12 protein-coding genes are annotated in these 18,233 nt (G+C 72.0%); 6 read left to right on the top strand and 6 right to left on the bottom strand.

Annotated features, from left to right (window positions below; translation table 11 throughout):
* Positions 1 to 43: 43 nt before the first annotated feature.
* From PV364_RS23525 to PV364_RS23515, 3 genes are all read right to left on the bottom strand, one after another.
* Entirely contained in the window at positions 44 to 1,333 is a 1,290-nt protein-coding gene (locus PV364_RS23525; RefSeq protein WP_319662202.1) for an MFS transporter, read from the bottom strand.
* A gap of 2 nt (positions 1,334 to 1,335) precedes the next feature.
* Positions 1,336 to 2,235, bottom strand: coding sequence for an alkaline phosphatase family protein (locus PV364_RS23520; RefSeq protein ID WP_319662201.1), 900 nt, complete (start codon positions 2,233 to 2,235; stop codon positions 1,336 to 1,338).
* A gap of 210 nt (positions 2,236 to 2,445) precedes the next feature.
* On the bottom strand, positions 2,446 to 4,737 hold the full coding sequence (locus PV364_RS23515; RefSeq protein WP_319662200.1) for a peptidoglycan recognition protein: 2,292 nt from the start codon (positions 4,735 to 4,737) through the stop codon (positions 2,446 to 2,448).
* A gap of 355 nt (positions 4,738 to 5,092) precedes the next feature.
* Here PV364_RS23515 and PV364_RS23510 point away from each other — a divergent pair, with 355 nt between their 5' ends.
* Positions 5,093 to 8,065: a bifunctional [glutamine synthetase] adenylyltransferase/[glutamine synthetase]-adenylyl-L-tyrosine phosphorylase gene (locus tag PV364_RS23510; RefSeq protein WP_319662199.1), complete on the top strand. Its 2,973-nt coding sequence runs from the start codon at positions 5,093 to 5,095 to the stop codon at positions 8,063 to 8,065.
* Between the two features lie 48 nt (positions 8,066 to 8,113).
* Here PV364_RS23510 and PV364_RS23505 read toward each other — a convergent pair whose 3' ends face one another.
* Genes PV364_RS23505 through PV364_RS23495 form a run of 3 tightly spaced genes read right to left on the bottom strand, consistent with a single transcriptional unit; the run spans position 8,114 to position 11,742 of the window.
* On the bottom strand, positions 8,114 to 8,956 hold the full coding sequence (locus tag PV364_RS23505; protein WP_319662198.1) for a phosphatase PAP2 family protein: 843 nt from the start codon (positions 8,954 to 8,956) through the stop codon (positions 8,114 to 8,116).
* Between the two features lie 37 nt (positions 8,957 to 8,993).
* Positions 8,994 to 10,082 carry a LacI family DNA-binding transcriptional regulator gene (locus PV364_RS23500; RefSeq protein WP_319662197.1) on the bottom strand — a complete coding sequence of 363 codons (1,089 nt, stop codon included), beginning with the start codon at positions 10,080 to 10,082 and terminating at the stop codon, positions 8,994 to 8,996.
* A 25-nt stretch (positions 10,083 to 10,107) separates the two neighbouring features.
* Positions 10,108 to 11,742 (bottom strand): glycoside hydrolase family 13 protein, encoded by a 1,635-nt coding sequence (locus PV364_RS23495; protein ID WP_319662196.1) that lies wholly within the window; start codon positions 11,740 to 11,742, stop codon positions 10,108 to 10,110.
* Between the two features lie 326 nt (positions 11,743 to 12,068).
* On the opposite strand from PV364_RS23495, the gene PV364_RS23490 reads away from it, so the two are divergent.
* The 5 genes from PV364_RS23490 (at position 12,069) to PV364_RS23470 (ending at position 18,192) form a co-directional block, all read left to right on the top strand.
* On the top strand, positions 12,069 to 13,340 hold the full coding sequence (locus PV364_RS23490) for an extracellular solute-binding protein (protein ID WP_319662195.1): 1,272 nt from the start codon (positions 12,069 to 12,071) through the stop codon (positions 13,338 to 13,340).
* 118 nt (positions 13,341 to 13,458) lie between these two features.
* On the top strand, positions 13,459 to 14,460 hold the full coding sequence (locus tag PV364_RS23485; RefSeq protein WP_319662194.1) for a carbohydrate ABC transporter permease: 1,002 nt from the start codon (positions 13,459 to 13,461) through the stop codon (positions 14,458 to 14,460).
* Positions 14,461 to 14,473: 13 nt separating this feature from the next.
* Positions 14,474 to 15,400: a carbohydrate ABC transporter permease gene (locus tag PV364_RS23480; protein ID WP_319662193.1), complete on the top strand. Its 927-nt coding sequence runs from the start codon at positions 14,474 to 14,476 to the stop codon at positions 15,398 to 15,400.
* Between the two features lie 91 nt (positions 15,401 to 15,491).
* Positions 15,492 to 17,123, top strand: coding sequence for a glycoside hydrolase family 13 protein (locus PV364_RS23475; RefSeq protein WP_319662192.1), 1,632 nt, complete (start codon positions 15,492 to 15,494; stop codon positions 17,121 to 17,123).
* A 31-nt stretch (positions 17,124 to 17,154) separates the two neighbouring features.
* Complete coding sequence (locus tag PV364_RS23470; RefSeq protein WP_319662190.1) at positions 17,155 to 18,192, top strand: LacI family DNA-binding transcriptional regulator; 1,038 nt, start codon at positions 17,155 to 17,157, stop codon at positions 18,190 to 18,192.
* The last annotated feature ends 41 nt before the right edge of the window (positions 18,193 to 18,233 follow it).

The raw sequence follows: 18,233 nt of genomic DNA, 5'->3' as shown, positions 1-18,233 counted from the left end.
GGGGGCGGTGTCCATGCGGTCCATGCGCAGCCTTTCTGCGGGGTCAGGAGGCCGATCCCGGTCGTGTCGGTCGTGCGGGGCGCAGCCACACCGCGCAGGCCGCGCAGACCGCCAGTGCCGCGGTGGCGGTGGTCAGGGCCGTACGGTCGCCCCAGGCGGTCCAGGCGGCGCCGAAGGCCAGGGACGCGGCGAAACGGGCCGCGGCCTGCCCGGTCTGGATGAGGGCGAGCCCGGCGCCGCGCAGCTCGGCGGGCACCGCGGTGGAGGCGGCGGCCATCAGGACGCCGTCCGTGGCGGCGTAGAAGGCGCCGTGCAGCAGCAGGACGAGGTAGGCGGGCCCGTGCGCGAGCAGCAGGGCGTACGCGCCGAGCAGCGCCGCGTGCCCGGCGAGGAACATCCGCCAGCGCCCCAGGCGGTCGGCGAGCCGGCCCAGCGGGATCGCGAGCAGCAGGAAGGCGGCCGCGGTGCCCAGCGGCATCAGCGCGAACCACCGGTCGGGCACCCCCAGGCGGTGCTGCAGCAGCAGGTAGACGAAGGAGTCGCTGACGGTCGACAGCCCCAGCAGGGTGGCGCAGATCGTCAGGCGCCGCACGTCCGGGCGCCGCAGCAGCGCGACCGAGGCGCGCAGCGAGGGCTGCGCCGCCGGGGCCGCGGGCACCGGCGGATCCTCGGGGCCCGCCGCCGGCCGCGGCCGGCCGCCCGGGACGAAGAGCAGCAGCACGAGCACGCCCAGCGCGGCCACGCAGAAGCTGACGGTGAAGACGGCGTCGTAGCCGTCGGCCGCCTGCCGCAGGATGAGGAAGGCGACCAGGGGGCCCAGCAGCGCCCCGGCCGTGTCCATGGCGCGGTGCACGCCGAAGGCCCGCCCGCGCGCCTCGGGCGCGGAGGAGAGCGAGATCAGCGCGTCGCGCGGCGCCGTGCGCAGGCCCTTGCCCGTGCGGTCGGCGGCCAGCACCGCGCCGATCAGCGGCAGGCTGTGGACCAGCAGCAGGGCCGGCTTGCACACCGCCGACAGCCCGTATCCGAAGGCCGCGACGGCCTTGTGGCGGCCGCCGCCGCGGTCGGCGAGGTGGCCGCCGACCAGCCGCACCAGCGCGCTGAAGCCGTTGTAGACGCCGTCGAGCAGGCCGAAGCCGAGCGGTGAGAGGCCGAGCCCGGCGACCAGGTAGAGCGGCAGGACGGCGGTGACCATCTCCGACGAGACGTCGGTGATGAGGCTGACCGTGCCCAGGACGAGGACCGTGGGGGCGACGGCGGCCGCGACCCGAGGCCCGGGACGCGTCGCGTCCCGGGCCTCGTCGCCGGCGGCGCCGCGGCTGTCCGCGACGTACACGCTCAGCTCGCCCAGATACCGGTGATGTCGGAGGCCGAGGCGGCGTTGCCCGCGTGCGTGGTGAGACCGGCCAGGTCCTCCAGCGTGCGCAGCACGTTGTAGTGGTTGTAGGTCGTCGCCGAGGACGAACCGGCCTTGACCGGCTGGCCGTACAGGACCGTCGGGATGCGGTTGCCCGCCAGGCGGTTGTCCTCGTCGAAGGTGACGACGAGCACGCTGTTGTGCGTCTTGGCCCAGGTGGCGTAGGCGCCCAGCTTGTTCTTCAGCCAGGTGTCGCCGGTGGAGACCGAGCAGTCGTGCATGTCGCTGCACAGGTTGGGCGTGACGAAGGAGACCTTCGGCAGCGTGGTGAAGTCCGTCGGGAACTGCGCGAAGGTCTTCGCCGTCGACGTCGGGACGTTCTTGAAGGCGAACCACGGGTTGTGCTTGCGCGCGTAGTCGCCGCTGCTGCAGGTGGTCGAACCCTGGCTCGGCAGCGTCTCGTTGTAGCTGGCCCAGCTCTTGCCCGCGGCGATCAGCTCCGAGGCGAGGTTGGCGGCCGAGCTGAAGCCCGGGGTGTAGCAGCTGTCGTCGGTGACGCCCTGGTTGCCGCCCGAGAAGATCTGCAGGTAGTTGGGCTGGCTCGGGTGCGTGACGCCGTACGACTGCGTGAGGCTGGCGCCGCCGGCCTTCAGCGTGTTGTTGAGGTACGGGGCGCTGGAGCTGCCGATGACCTGGCTGTAGGCGTGGTTCTCCATCATGACCACGACCACGTGGTCGGGGTTGGGCACATTGCCCGCGGCGTGGGCGGTCTCGGAGCCGCCGAGCGCGGCCCACAGGCCGAGCGAGGCGGCGGCGAGGCCGCAGGCGGATGCGACAGCGGTGACAGTGCGACGGGGACGGGACAGGGACCAGCCGGACACGACGGACCTCCGGGGCGGGGGACAGGGAGTGGCGCCGCGCCAGGTTAGGAGGAGGCCGCGGAAGCCGGAAGCGCTCCTCAGGTGAAGGTACGTGGAACGCTGCGTGGTACCGGGGAACGTCAGGTCAAGCGCAGGCAAAGAGCCCGGGGGACGCGCAACTCGCGTCCCCCGGGCTCCCGCTGCCGATGCGTCACATCACGTCACATCAGGTCACTTCACGTAGGTGATGCCGTCCGTGGTGATGGCCGGGCGGCCCGAGGTGCCCACCACGACGATCTTCAGGGTGTGCTTGGCGCTCGTGCTCCAGGACGTGGACCAGATGGTCTGCCGGTACAGCGTGCTGGAGGACTTCAACTCCACGGTGGCCTTCTTGACGCCGTCCACGTAGACATACGCCTGCCCGGAGGTCGAGGCCCGCGAGACCACCCAGCCCACCGAGCGTCCGGTGAACGTCCAGGTGAGGCCGGCGTTCTTGGACGAGGAGGTGAGCGACTTGCCGCCGAGGTAGCTGGTGGAGCTCTTCGTGGACCACGATCCGGTCCTGACCGCCGAGGTCTCCTGGATGATCGCGGCGGTGCGGCTGACCGAGGCGGTGCTGTAGTTGCCGGCGAGGTCGGTGGCCCGCAGGTTGTACGTGACGGCGCTGCCGGCCTTGCCCGCGGTGCTCCAACTCGTCGTCGTGGGAGCGAAGGTGGCGGCGGACGGCGTGGTCGCCGAGGAGCTCTTGAGGACCGTGTTGTCCGCGGCCTTCCAGGTCACGGTGACCGGCACGGAGGTGCTGGACACCGTGGCGTTGCGGATTCTCACCGCGGGGGCGGTGGTGAAGGTCGGCTTGGTGGTGTCGCCGGTCACCGCGAGCGAGGCGGACACCGACGTCTTGTTGTTGATGTGCACCGCGCGAACCGCCACCGTGTGGTTGCCGGTCGGCACCGTGATCGCGGCCGAGGTGGCCGTGTGGGTGGTCGTGGCCTTCACGACGCCGTCGACCAGCACCTCGAAGCGCTTGACGAGCACGGCCGGCGTGGTGGTCTTCCAGGTCACCGTCATGGCGCCCTTGGTGTAGTACCTGGAGCCGGACTTGGTGGCGCCGGTCGGCGTGCCGAGCGTGGGCGTCGCGACGGGGCCGGCCGCGTAGGAGCGGATCGTGGGCAGCTTGTCGTACAGGTTCTGGCCCGGGCAGGCGGTGGCGAAGCCGTCACGGTGCCCGGAGATCGCGTTGAAGGTGTACTTGGTGCCCAGCTTGAAGGGCGGGCTGTCGCTCGCGCCCTCCGTCAGGGTCTGCGTCTTGCTGCCCGGGTTGGGGTTGATCTTGTACTGGCCGAGCTTCCACGCGGCGAGCGCCGCGACCGAACCCAGCATCTGCGAGGTGATGGGCGTGGCGGCCTTGCCGTCGATGACCTGGTACGTGCCGAGCACCGCGATGCCGAAGCTGCGGGTGTTGAAGCCGTAGGTGTGCGCGCCGATGACGGGCAGGTCGATGCCGCCGTAGCGGCCCTCGAAGATCGTGCCGCACTTGTCGACCAGGGCGTTGTAGCCGATGTCGCGCCAGCCCTCGGCCTGCACGTGGTACGCGTAGATCGACCGCACGATGCTCGCCGAGGCGGAGCAGTCGTAGCTGACGGCGGTGTCGGTGTGGTGGACGAAGACCGCGGTGACGTCCGTGGCGTAGTCCGGGTCGCCGGCCTCACGGATCTTCTCGTCGGCGCCCCAGCCGGCCCGGGAGACGATCGCGGGCTTCGCCACGGTGGACGCCGGAGCGGTCGGCCGGGTCGAGCTGGGGCTGGGGCTGGGGCTGGTGCTCTTGGTCGGCGTGGCCGTGGGGGAGGCCTTCGTCGGCGTCGGGCTCGCGGACGTCGTGGCGGTGGCCGGCGGCGTGGTGGTCTGCGAGGCCGGTGCCGAGGTCGGCGCGGACGGGCTCTCGGTGGTGCCGGAGGTGGCGGAGGGGTCCGGCGTGGTGCCGGTCGCGGTGTCCGTCGCCGTGGGCTCGCCGGGGGTGGTGCTGGGGGACTCCTCGCCGTCGGCGGCGTCCTCCGCGAAGGCCGCGGGGGCCATCGCCAGGCCGGAGCCGCTTGCGGAGCCGCCGTGCGAGGCGTCGCCCACGAGCTCCAGGCGCATGCCGTCGGGCAGCCGGCCGGACTCGCCGCTCGCGGAGACGACCTTCAGCTGCACGCCGTCGGAGGGCCCCACGTACAGCGGTGCGGAACCGCCGCGCATGTGCTGCTCGGCGCCCGGGTCCGGCGCGTCGTCGTTGTGCGGGTCGACCGTGTTCCAGCCGGACCACTGGCCGGTGGCCACCGACCGGGTGCGGACCTGCACGGTGCCGTCCAGCACGCTGCGCGGATCGTCCCACGTCAGCCCGACCAGCCCGAAGGTGTCGGTGGAGCGCTGCGGCACGGTGCGCTCGCCGCCCTGGCCCTCCAGCTTCACCGAGCGGACGACGGTCGGCACGGGCTTTCCGGCCCCCGCCGCGGCGGTGCCCTCCGGTCCCTGTGCGACGGTCACGGCCGTCACCGCTCCCGCGCCGCCGAGCACGACCGCTCCGATCGCGAGCCAGGCGCGTCCGCGCAGCCGCGGTAGTCCCGGCAGTCGTCGCGACCCCGCGGATCTCCTGCTTCCCTTTGGCATTTCCGTTGCCCCGCCCCTGATGACCGATCGACCGGCTGGTTGTACGTTCAAATGACCAACGCTTTTTATCAGACGGCCCTTTGGCCCCTCGCGCCGCGGTCGGGGTCCGCGGGAAAGCGCCCATACCGTTGCTTATCGGAGCCGGAACGGGCCGGATACCCTCTGAAGTGCGGAGCGGCGCGGCCGAGGGCCCGGACGCCGCGACGCCGGGAGACGGCGGAAGGTGGTCGGAGTGCTGGAAGGGCGACGGGACACCAGGTTCGGGCGGCTGCTCAAACGCGGCTTCGCCGACGCCGTGGCCGCCGAGAGCATGCTGGGCGGCGAGGAACTGGTGTCCGTCGGCAACGACCCGGTGCTTCTGGACGCCCTGGGCGCCACCGCGGACCCGGACCAGGCGCTGACCGGCCTGGTGCGGCTGGTGGAGGCCCTGGACGCGGGCGAGCGCCGCACCCTGCTCGACACGATCACCGCCGCCAAGCCGCTGCGCGACCGGCTGCTCGGGGTGCTGGGCGCCTCCGAGGCGCTGGCCGACCACCTGACCCGGCACCCGCGCGACTGGCACGCCCTGGTGACCTACGAGCACGCGGATCTGCACCCGGGGACGACGGACTTCGAGCGCGGCCTGCGCAGCGCCGCCGACCCGGACGCGCTGCGGGCCGCCTACCGGCGCTGCCTGCTGGGCATCGCCGCCCGGGACGTGTGCGGCACCAGCGACCTCGTGCAGACCGCCGCCGAGCTGGCCGACCTGGCGACCGCCACACTGCGCGTCGCGCTCGCCATGGCCGAGGCGGAGGCCCCCGGCGACGCCGCGCAGTGCCGGCTCGCGGTGATCGCCATGGGCAAGTGCGGCGGCCACGAGCTCAACTACATCTCCGACGTGGACGTCATCTTCGTCGCCGAGGCCCGCGGCGAGACCGACGGCCTGGAGGACGAGGCCAAGGCGGTCCAGGCGGCCACGCGGCTGGCCTCGCGCATGATGCGGATCTGCTCCGACACCACCGCGGAGGGCAGCATCTGGCAGGTCGACGCCAACCTGCGCCCCGAGGGCCGGCGCGGCCCCCTGGTGCGGACGCTCTCCAGCCACGTGGCGTACTACAAGCGGTGGGCGAAGACCTGGGAGTTCCAGGCGCTGCTCAAGGCCCGCCCGGTCGCCGGCGACCCGGCGCTCGGCCAGGAGTACGTCGAGGCCCTGTCGCCGATGGTGTGGCAGGCCGCGGAACGCGACCACTTCGTGCCCGACGTGCAGGAGATGCGGCGCCGGGTCGTGGAGAACATCCCCGTCGCGCACGTGGACCGCGAGCTCAAGCTGGGCCCCGGCGGCCTGCGGGACGTGGAGTTCGCCGTGCAGCTGCTGCAGCTCGTGCACGGCCGCACCGACCCCGCGCTGCGCAGCGGCACCACCTTGACCGCGCTCGCCCAGCTCGCCGCGGGCGGCTACGTGGGGCGCGCGGACGCGGCGGCGCTCGACGCCTCGTACCGCTTCCTGCGCACGATGGAGCACCGCATCCAGCTGCAGAAGCTGCGCCGTACCCACCTCGTGCCCGAGGACGAGGCGGACCTGCGCCGGCTCGGCCGCTCCCTGGGCTTCCGCGCCGACTCCGTCGCCGAGCTGTACCGCGAGTGGAAGCGGCACGCCCGGGAGGTGCGCCGCCTGCACGAGAAGCTCTTCTACCGGCCGCTGCTGGACGCCGTGGCCCAGCTGGCGCCGGGCGAGGTCGGCCTCACCCCCGACGCGGCCAAGCAGCGCCTGGAGGCGCTCGGCTACGCCGACCCCGCCGCCGCGCTGCGCCACCTGGAGGCGCTGGCCTCCGGCGTCAGCCGCAAGGCCGCCATCCAGCGCACGCTGCTGCCGGTGCTGCTGGGCTGGTTCGCCGACTCCGCCGACCCGGACGCGGGCCTGCTGAACTTCCGCAAGGTCAGCGACGCGCTGGGCCGGACCCCCTGGTACCTGCGGCTGCTGCGCGACGAGGGCGCCGCCGCGGAGAACCTCGCCCGGGTGCTCTCCTCCGGGCGCCTCGCCCCCGACCTGCTGATGCGCGCCCCCGAGGCGGTCGCCCTCCTCGCGGACGACGAGGGCCTGCAGCCGCGTTCACGCGCCGCGCTCGACCAGGAGGTGCTGGCGGCGGTCCATCGCGCCGGCTCCGCCGAGCAGGCCGTGGCCGCCGTGCGCGGCGTCCGGCGCCGCGAGCTGTTCCGTACCGCCGCGGCCGATGTGATCGGGGTCCACCGGGACGCGCCCGACGCCGTGGGCGCCGCCCTCACCGACGTCAACGCCGCCGCTGTCGCAGGGGCCTTGCAGGCCGCCGTCAACGCCGTCGAGGCGGCGGACGGCGAGCCGCTGCCGACCCGCTTCACCGTCATCGGCATGGGCCGCTTCGGCGGTCACGAGCTCGGCTACGGCTCCGACGCCGACGTCCTGTTCGTCCACCAGCCCTACGAGGGGGTGGAGGAGCACCACGCCTCCCGCGTGGCCGTGAAGGTCGCCAACGAGCTGAGGCGGCTGCTGCAGATCCCGACCACCGATCCGCCGCTCCTCATCGACGCCGACCTGCGCCCGGAGGGCAAGAGCGGGCCCCTGGTGCGCACGCTGGCCTCGTACGCCGCCTACTACCGGCGCTGGTCGCTGGCCTGGGAGAGCCACGCCCTGCTACGGGCCGAACACGTCGCGGGGGACGAGGAACTGGGCGCGCGCTTCATGGCGCTCGCGGACCCGCTGCGCTACCCGGCCGGGGGCCTGACGGAGGAGGCGGTCCGGGAGATCCGCCGTCTCAAGGCCCGTATGGAGTCCGAGCGCCTGCCGCGCGGCGCCGATCCGACGACCCACGCCAAGCTGGGGCGGGGCGGGCTCAGCGACGTCGAGTGGACCGTGCAGCTCTTCCAGCTCCAGCACGGCGCGCGGATCCCGGGCCTGCGGACCACGCGTACCCGGCCCGCGCTCGCAGCGGCGGCGGAGGCGGGCCTGCTCGGCGCGGAGGACGCCGAAGTCCTGGACGCCGCCTGGGTCCTGGCCGGCCGGGTCCGCAACGCCGTGATGCTCGTCCGGGCCCGCCCCGGCGACACCTTCCCCGGCGACGGCAGGGAACTCGCCGCGGTCGGCCGCCACCTCGGGTACGAACCCGGGCACGTGGGGGACATGGTGGAGGACTACCGCCGCACGACCCGCCGCGCGCGTGCGGTGGTCGAGCGGCTCTTCTACGACGCCTGAGACGCCGGGGCGGGGCGGCGCGACCGCCCCGCCCCGCGACGACCGGTCCTACGCCGTGGCGACCCGCACGTGGCGCGGGAGCCGGTAGGCCAGCCCCCCGTAGACCGCCCAGGAGGCGGCGAAGCCGACCGCGAGGCAGGCGGTGCCGCCGGCCGCGTCCAGCCAGAAGTGGTTGGCGGTGGAGACGATCACCAGCAGCGTCGTGACGGGGTAGAGCACCCCCAGCACCCGGACCCAGGTGTGCCGGGCCAGCATCGCCACGGTGATGCCGCACCACAGCGACCAGCCGATGTGCATCGAGGGCATGGCCGCGTACTGGTTGGACACATGGGCGAGGTCGCCGGAGGCCATGGAGCCCCATGTGTGGTGGATCCGCACCGTGTCGATGAACCCGCCGCCCATCAGGCGCGGCGGCGCCAGCGGGAAGAAGTAGTACCCCAGCAGTGCGATGCCGGTCGTCACGAACAGCACCAGCCGGGTCGGCGCGTAGCGCCCGGGGTGCCGGCGGAAGAGCCAGACGAGCACCGACAGGGTTACCACGAAGTGCAGCGTGGCGTAGTAATAGTTCATCCCGACGATGAGCCACGTTACCGAGTTCACGGCATGGTTGATCGCGTGCTCGAAGGCGAGGCCGAAGGACTGCTCCAGGTCCCACACCCGGTCCGCGTTGCGCATGGCCGCCGTCTTCTGCTCGGGCACGGCGTTGCGCACGAGTGAGTAGATCCAGTAGCTGACGGCGATCAGCAGGATCTCGAACCACAGCCGTGGTCGGCGCGGTGACAGCCGTCCGTTGCCCGTCGTCGCTCCATCGGGGTCACGGGAATCGATGGAGCGCGGCGGGTCGGCCGTTGCGATACGGCGTGCCATGGTCTTCGCGGTCGATTCCCCCATGGGGCGATAGTCTGCCATGCCGGGGTAGGCCGTCCGATCAGCCCCCGGTCGGATTCTGTGCATCCCTTGTACGCCTCCAGGCCGACTGCTGTACCGGTACGGCTGCCCCGGCTTGGGGACCTGATGCCGTCGAGCCGCGTACGACCAGTTCAGGCAGGAAGACGAACTCGCTGTGCGGCGCCGGGGTGCCCCCGACTTCCTCCAGCAGCGCGCGCACCGCGGCCTGGCCCATCGCCGTGACCGGCTGGCGGATCGTGGTGAGCGGCGGATCGGTGAACGCGATGAGCGGGGAGTCGTCGAACCCGACGACGGAGACGTCGCCCGGCACGGACAGACCGTGCTGCCGGGCGGCCCGGATGGCGCCGAGCGCCATCATGTCCGAGGCGCACACCACGGCGGTGCAGCCGGCCTCGATCAGCCCCGAGGCGGCCGCCTGGCCGCCCTCCAACGTGAACAGGGAGTGCTGGATACGGTCCTCGGTCTCCCGCGCCGGTATGCCGAGCACCTGGTCCATGCTGCGCAGGAAGCCCTCGATCTTGCGCTGCACGGGGACGAAACGCTTGGGGCCGACCGCCAGCCCGATCCGCTCGTGCCCGAGCGACGCCAGATGCGTGACGGCCAGCCGCATCGCGCCCCGGTCGTCGGGGGACACGAAGGGGGCCTTGATCTTGTCGGAGAAGCCGTTGATGAGCACGAAGGGCACGCCCTGGCCGTGCAGTCGGTCGTAGCGCTCCATGTCGGCGGTGGAGTCGGCGTGCAGGCCGGAGACGAAGATGATCCCGGCGACGCCGCGCTCGACCAGCATCTCGACCAGTTCGTCCTCGGTGGAGCCGCCGGGTGTCTGGGTGGCCAGCACGGGCGTGTACCCCTGGCGGGTCAGCGCCTGCCCGATGATCTGCGCGAAGGCCGGGAAGATGGGGTTCTCCAGCTCGGGCGTGATGAGTCCGACCAGGCCGGCGCTGCGCTGGCGCAGCCGGACGGGCCGTTCGTAGCCGAGCAGATCGAGTGCGGCCAGCACGGACTGGCGGGTTGCCGCGGAGACTCCGGGCTTGCCGTTCAGAACACGGCTGACCGTCGCTTCGCTCACCCCCGCCTGGGCTGCGATGTCGGCAAGCCTTGCGGTCACAGGATTGGACTGTACCGGTCGCATCTCAGATCGCCCACCAGATGCACGAATGGGCCGGAAGACGGATGTTTCCGCCGGTGGGCGTCGCGGGCTCGCTGGAGAGCACGAGCCGTCCGGGAACAGGCAGTTCGACGGGTGTGGAGCGGGTGTTCACGGTGCACGCCAGGCCGGGCCGGGCGAGGGCCAGCACCCCCTCGGGGGCGTCCTGCCAGTGCACCGACTCCCCCGCGCCGAGGCCGGGCAGTTCGCGGCGCAGCCGCAGGGCCGCGCGGTACAGCTCCAGGGTGGAGGCGGGGTCGCCGGTCTGGGCCTCGACGCTCAGCCCCGCCCAGGAGGCCGGCTGCGGCAGCCAGCTGCCCCCGCTGCCGAAGCCGTACGAGCTGCCCCCGGCCGTCCACGGGATCGGCACCCGGCAGCCGTCGCGCAGACCGTCCTGGCCGTTGGCGCGGAAGAAGGAGGGGTCCTGGCGGACATCGTCGGGCAGGTCGGTGACCTCGGGCAGGCCGAGCTCCTCGCCCTGGTAGACGTAGACCGAGCCGGGCAGCGCCAGCATCAGCATCGCCGCGGCGCGCGCACGGCGCAGCCCGGTGGCGCCGCCGCCGTAGCGGGTGACGTGGCGGACCACGTCGTGGTTGGACAGCACCCAGGTGGTGGGGGCGCCGACGGAGACGGTGGCGGCCAGCGACTCGTCGATCACCGCGCGCATGGCGGCGGCGTCCCAGTCGCAGCGCAGAAAGTGGAAGTTGAAGGCCTGGTGCAGCTCGTCGGGGCGCACGTACAGCGCCATCCGTTCCGGGGTGGGGGCCCAGGCCTCGGCGACGCCGATGCGCTGCCCCGGGTAGCCGTCGAGCAGCCGCCGCCATGAGCGGTGGATCTCGTGCACCCCGTCCTGGTCGAAGAACGGCAGCACCTGGGAGCCGATCATCGTGACCTGCTCCTGGTGCCCGATGTCGGGAAGGCCGGGGGCCTTGACCATGCCGTGGGCGACGTCGATGCGGAAGCCGTCGACGCCGAGGTCGAGCCAGAAGCGCAGGATCCGGTCGAACTCCTCCCGCACCTCGGGGTGGTCCCAGTCGAGGTCGGGCTGCTCGGGCGCGAACAGGTGCAGGTACCAGTCCCCGTCGGGGACGCGGGTCCAGGCCGGCCCGCCGAAGACCGACTCCCAGTCGTTGGGCGGCAGTTCGCCGTTCACGCCCTTGCCCGGGCGGAAGTGGTAGCGCTCGCGGTCCGGACCCCCGTGCCGGTCCGCGAGCGCGGCCCGGAACCACGCGTGCCGGTCGGAGGTGTGGTTCGGGACGATGTCCACGATCACCCTCAGACCCAGCTCGTGCGCGGTCCGGACGAGGTCGTCGGCGTCCGCGAGGGAGCCGAAGAGGGGGTCCACGGTCCGGTAGTCGGCGACGTCGTAGCCGCCGTCGGCCTGGGGGGAGGCGTAGAACGGGGTCAGCCAGACGGCGTCGGCCCCCAGCTCCGCCAGATAGGGCAGCCGCGCCCGGACGCCGGGCAGGTCGCCCACCCCGTCGCCGTCGCCGTCCGCGAAGGAGCGCACGTACACCTGGTAGATGACGGCGCTGCGCCACCAGTCGGTTTGCGCGTCCTCGGGCCGGTCCGCGGCCGCGGGGGCCTCGCCGTGGACGACGGGTGCGAGCTCTTGGGTCATGTCGGTCCCTCGTGAGTCGGCGCCGGTCCCTGCCGATGATTCCCATCCAGCACCCCGATCGGCAATACCTTTCAGAAATTTGCGGAAGATGGCGTAACGCCTTCCAAGCAGCCGGCGCTCCCACGGCACGTCTCCTCCCGGCAACTGCGAGGACACACGCGCGTAACGATCGGAAGATCTTGCAAGTCTTTGCAGCAAGGTCTTTCGGGGAGCTTTCATCCCTGTTACGTTCCTCGACAGCCCGGCGGCCGCAAAGGTGCAGTCGGCAGGGGGGTCGCGGAGACGCGCCCCGCAGTATCACGGGCTTTCATCCTGGAGGAGATCACATGCGGCGTGGCATAGCGGCCACCGCGCTGGTTGCGGCGCTCGGGCTCGCGGCAACGGCTTGCGGCGGCGACGGCGGCAGTGACAAGGCCGACGGTCCCGTCACCATCACCTGGTGGGACACCTCGAACGCCACCAATGAGGCGCCGACCTACAAGGCCCTGGTCGCGGACTTCGAGAAGGCGAACCCGACCATCAAGGTCAAGTACGTCAACGTCCCCTTCGACGCGGCGCAGAACAAGTTCGACACCGCGGCCGGCAGCAAGGGCGCCCCCGACGTGCTCCGCTCCGAGGTCGGCTGGACGCCCGCGTTCGCCAAGAAGAGCTTCTTCCTGCCGCTGGACGGCACCGAGGCCCTCGCCGACCAGGACAAGTTCCAGGCGTCCCTGCTCAAGCAGGCCCAGTTCGACGGCAAGACCTACGGTGTCCCCTTCACCACCGACACCCTGGCGCTGGTCTACAACAAGAAGCTCTTCCAGCAGGCCGGTGTCGCCGACGCCCCCAAGACCTGGGACGACCTGAAGGCCGCCGCCAAGACCATCAAGGCGAAGACCGGTGCCGACGGCTTCTGGCTGAACACCGCGTCCTACTACGCCCAGCCGTTCCTGTACGGCGAGGGCACCGACATGGTCGACACCTCCGCCAAGAAGATCACCATCAGCGGTGCGGCCGCCGTCAAGGGCCTCACCACGTGGCAGAGCATGTTCTCCGGCGCCGGGCTGCACAAGGCCGACACCACCGCGGACGCCTACGCCCACATCCAGGACGCCTTCGTCAACGGCAAGGTCGCCGCGATCATCCAGGGTCCCTGGGAGATCACCAACTTCTACAAGGGCTCCGCGTTCGCCGACAAGGACAACCTCGGCATCGCCCCCGTCCCGGCCGGCTCCGCCGGTTCGGCCGGCGCCCCCACCGGTGGCCACAACCTCGCCGTCTACGCCGGCTCGGACAAGGCCCACCAGGCGGCCTCGCTGAAGTTCGTGAAGTTCATGACCTCGGCGAAGAGCCAGACCACCATCGCCCTGAAGAACTCCACGCTGCCCACCCGCTCGGACGCGTACACCGCCGAGGTGACCGCCGACCCGGGCGTCAAGGGCTTCCAGGCGGTCCTGTCCTCCGCCCAGCCGCGCCCCGAGCTGCCCGAGTACAGCTCCCTGTGGGGCCCGTTCGGCGACGAGCTGACCAAGGTCGCCGGCGGCAAGGAGCCGCTCGACAAGGGCCTGGACAACGCGGCCGTCGCGATGGCCAAGCTGCTGCCCGACTACAGCAAGTGATCCCCGCGGCCGCCGGCCCCGCCCCCGAACCGGGCGGGCCGGCGGCCACCGGCTGTTCCACCCCGGAAGACGCCCCGCAAGTCACCCCGGAAGACACCCCGTAGAGAAGGCCCCAACGATGACAGTCGCCGTCGAGGGCGCGGTGCAGAAGTCCCGCGATACGCGTGGATCACGCCCCGGTCCGATCGAGCGCCTCAAGCGCTCCTACCAGAAGCACTGGTACGCGTACGCGATGATCGCCCCGGTGGTCGTCGTGCTCGGCGTCCTGGTGGGCTACCCGCTCGCCCAGGGCCTGTACCTCACGCTCACCGACGCCAACAGCCTGAACTCGGCCCGCACCATCGGCGTCAACCACATCGACGCCACCTACCAGTTCATCGGCCTGCACAACTACGCCGACATCCTCTGGGGCCCGACCTCCTACGACCGCTTCTGGTCGCACTTCATCTGGACGGTGATCTGGACCGCGGTCTGCGTCGCCCTCCACTACGGCCTGGGCCTGGGGCTCGCGCTGCTGCTCAACCAGAAGCTGCGCGGCCGCACCTTCTACCGCATGATGCTGATCCTGCCGTGGGCGGTGCCGACCTTCGTCACCGTCTTCTCCTGGCGGATCATGCTCAGCGACTCCGGGGTGGTGAACTCCGTCCTGGGGGGTCTCCATCTGCCGCAGCCGCAGTGGCTGGAGGACTCCACCTTCCAGCAGATCGCCGCGATCGGTGTCAACACCTGGGTGGGCGTGCCCTTCATGATGGTCTCGCTCCTCGGCGGCCTGCAGTCGATCCCCTCGGAGCTGTACGAGGCCGCCGAGATGGACGGCGCGAACGCCTGGCAGCGCTTCCGCAACGTCACCCTGCCCGGCCTGCGCTCGGTCAGCAGCACCGTCGTGCTGCTCGGCATCATCTGGACGTTCAACCAGTTCGCCATCATCTACCTGCTCTTCGGCAGCGGCGCACCGGACGCGCAGATCCTCGTGACCTGGGCCTACCAACTCGGGTTCGGCCAGCAGCCGCGCGACTACGCGCAGTCCGCCGCCTACGGCGTGCTCCTGCTGTCGATCCTGATCGTCTTCACCACCTTCTACCGCCGCTGGCTGGCCCGCCATGACCAGCTCGCCGCCTGAGGGGATCAGCAGCATGAGCACCACGACCCAGACCACGATCCCGGGCTCCGGCCCCGCCGGCGATCCCCACGCCGCCGCGTCCGAGAAGGAGCGCCCGGGCCGGTACCGCCGCGGCCGGCGCAGCCGCACCGCGTCGGTGCTGTCGCACGGCGTGCTGATCGCCGCCAGCGTCGTCGCCCTCTTCCCGATCGGCTGGCTGGTCTTCCTCTCGCTCGGGCCGGACAAGGACGACTACCTGCACCCGGGCCGGATCCTGGACAAGGCCGGCTTCTCCAACTACTCCTTCGTCCTGGAGCACACGGGCTTCCTGACCTGGTTCGGGAACACCCTGATCGTCGCCGGGTCCACCTGCGTCATCGGCGTGCTGATCGCGGCCACCACCGGCTACGCCGTCTCCCGCATGCGCTTCCCGGGCTACAAGAAGTTCATGTGGGCGCTGCTGGTCACCCAGATGTTCCCGGTCGCCGTGCTCATGGTCCCGATGTACGTGATCCTCTCGGACCTGGGCCTGATCGACACCTACGGCGGCCTGATCCTCATCTACTGCTCCACCGCCGTGCCGTACTGCGCGTGGATGCTCAAGGGCTACTTCGACACGATCCCCTTCGAGATCGACGAGGCCGGCCGCGTCGACGGACTCAGCCCCTTCGGCACCTTCTGGCGGCTGGTGCTGCCACTGGCCCGGCCCGGCCTGGCGGTGGCCGCCTTCTACACCTGCCTCACCGCCTGGGGCGAGGTCGCCTTCGCGACCACCTTCATGCTCGACGACGGCAAGTACACCCTCGCCGTGGGCCTGAGCAGCTTCGTCAGCGAGCACGACGCGCAGTGGAACTACATGGCCGCCACCGCGGTGCTCATCGCCATCCCCGTCAGCTTCGTATTCTACCTCGTGCAGAAGCACCTGGTCACCGGCCTCACGGCCGGCGCGGCCAAGTCCTGACCGCACGACCCGGGGCACCCGGCCCGACGGCCGGTTGCCCCGGCCCTGCCTCCATCGCCGTACCGCGACTCCAATCCTCCAAGGGATCACCATGACCCAGTACCTGGCGGACTCCACCCGTCACCCCCACGCCTCCGACCAGCCCGTGGCCGCCACGGACTGGTGGAGAGACGCGGTCATCTACCAGGTCTACCCCCGGAGTTTCGCCGACGGGAACGGCGACGGCATGGGCGACATCCCCGGTGTCCGCGAGCGCCTCCCCTATCTGCGCGACCTCGGGGTGGACGCCGTCTGGCTGAGCCCCTTCTACGCGTCCCCGCAGGCCGACGCCGGTTACGACGTGGCCGACTACCGGGCCATCGACCCGATGTTCGGCACCCTGCACGACGCCGACGGCCTGATCCGCGACGCCCACCGGCTGGGCCTGCGGATCATCGTCGACCTCGTCCCCAACCACTCCTCCGACCAGCACGAGTGGTTCAAGCAGGCGCTGCGCGAGGGCCCCGGCTCCCCGCTGCGGGCGCGCTACCACTTCCGCCCCGGCAAGGGCGAGAACGGCGAACTGCCGCCCAACGACTGGGAGTCCATCTTCGGCGGACCGGCCTGGACCCGCGCGGCCGACGGGGAGTGGTTCCTGCACCTGTTCGCGCCCGAGCAGCCGGACTTCAACTGGGAGCACCCGGCGGTCCAGGACGAGTTCCGCTCGATCCTGCGGTTCTGGCTCGACATGGGCGTCGACGGCTTCCGCATCGACGTCGCACACGGTCTGGTGAAGGCCGACGGCCTGCCCGACATCGGCGCCCACGAGCAGCTCAAGCTGCTTGGCAACGATGTCCTGCCCTTCTTCGACCAGGACGGCGTCCACGACGTGTACCGCTCGTGGCGGCGCATCCTCGACGAGTACCAGGGCGAGCGCATCGCCGTCGCCGAGGCCTGGACGCCCACCGTGGAGCGCACCGCCCACTACGTCCGCTCCGACGAACTGCACCAGGCCTTCAACTTCCAGTACCTGGGCACCAAGTGGGACGCCCGGGAGCTGCGCGAGGTCATCGACCGCTCGCTGGACGCCATGCGTCCCGTTGCCGCGCCCACCACCTGGGTGCTGTCCAACCACGACGTCGTCCGCCACGCCACCCGGCTGTCCGCCGACGAGAAGAGCTACGACGTACGCCGCGCCCGCGCCGCCTCCCTGCTGATGCTGGCGCTGCCCGGCTCCGCGTACGTCTACCAGGGCGAGGAACTCGGCCTGCCCGAGGTCACCGACCTGCCGGACGAGGCCCGCCAGGACCCGGCGTTCTTCCGCGCCGCCGGCCAGGACGGCTTCCGCGACGGCTGCCGGGTGCCGATCCCGTGGACGGCGGAGGGCAGCTCGTACGGCTTCGGCAGCGGGGGCAGCTGGCTGCCGCAGCCGGCCTCCTGGGCGGGGCTGAGCGTCGAGGCCCAGACCGGCGACCCCGCCTCCACCCTGGAGCTGTACCGCGCGGCCCTGCGGCTGCGCCGCGAACTGCCCGGCCTCGGCGCGGGGGAGTCGGTGCACTGGCAGGACGCCCCGGAGGGCGTGCTGGTCTTCCGCCGCCCCGGCTTCGCGTGCACCGTCAACACCACCGGCGCCCCGGTGACCCTGCCGGCGCCCGGCGCGGTGCTGCTGAGCAGCGCTCCCGTCGAGGTCACGGCGGACGGGGTGGTCCTCCCGTCCGACACGACCGTCTGGTGGGCCGTTTGACGTGCGCCGCGGTCGCATAGGGTCGGGGACTGTGAACACCACGGCCCGCCTCGCCGACATCGCGGCCCAGGCGGGGGTCAGCGAGGCCACCGCCAGCCGCGTGCTCAACGGGAAGGCGGGGGTCGCCCCCGCCACCCGGCAGAGGGTGCTGGCCGCACTGGACGTGCTCGGTTACGAGCGCCCGGTGCGGCTGCGCCGGCGCAGCGCCGGCCAGATCGGTCTGATCACCCCCGAGCTCAACAACCCGATCTTCCCCGCCTTCGCCCAGGTCATCGAGCAGAACCTGACCGGCTACGGCTACACCGCGGTGCTGTGCACCCAGCACCCCGGCGGCTCCACCGAGGACGAACTGGTGGAGGCGCTGGTGGAGCGAGGGGTGCGCGGCATCGTCTTCCTGTCGGGCCTGCACGCCGACGTCACCGCCGACCCCGAGCGCTACGCCCGGCTCCTCGGGCAGGGCGTGCCCTATGTGCTGGTCAACGGCTACAACCCGGCGATCGCCGGGCCGTACATCTCGCCGGACGAGCGCGCCTCGGCGCGTATCGCCGTCCAGCACCTGGTGGAGCTCGGCCACCAGCGGATCGGCCTGGCCGTCGGGCCCAACCGCTATGTGCCGGTGCACCGCAAGGTCGACGGCTTCGTCGAGGCGCTCGGTGACTTCCTGGGCCTCGGCGAGGAGGCGGCGGCTGGCTGCGTGCAGCACACGCTGTTCTCCGTCGAGGGCGGCCACGCGGCCGCCGGCGCGCTGCTGGACCGGGGCTGCACGGGCATCGTGTGCGGCAGCGACCTGATGGCGCTGGGGGCCGTGCGGGCGGCGCGGGAGCGGGGGCTGACGGTCCCCGGGGACGTCTCGGTGGTCGGTTACGACGACTCACCGCTGATCGCCTTCACCGATCCGCCGCTGACCACGGTCCGGCAGCCGGTCGAGGCGATGGGCGCGGCCGCCGTGAACGCGCTGCTGGAGGAGATCGGCGGCAATCCGGTGCAGCGTTCGGAGTTCGTCTTCCAGACGGAGCTCGTCGTGCGCGGTTCCACCGGCCAGGCACCCGGCGGCGGCCGGCGCTCCTGACCGAGGGCGCCCGCACGGGGTTCCGCCGCGGCGCGCCGAGG

It is taken from the genome of Streptomyces sp. MI02-7b (assembly GCF_033793585.1).
Classification (GTDB): domain Bacteria; phylum Actinomycetota; class Actinomycetes; order Streptomycetales; family Streptomycetaceae; genus Actinacidiphila.
Note: the sequence above shows the minus strand (reverse complement) of the source record. Positions and strands in the feature narration are given on the sequence as shown.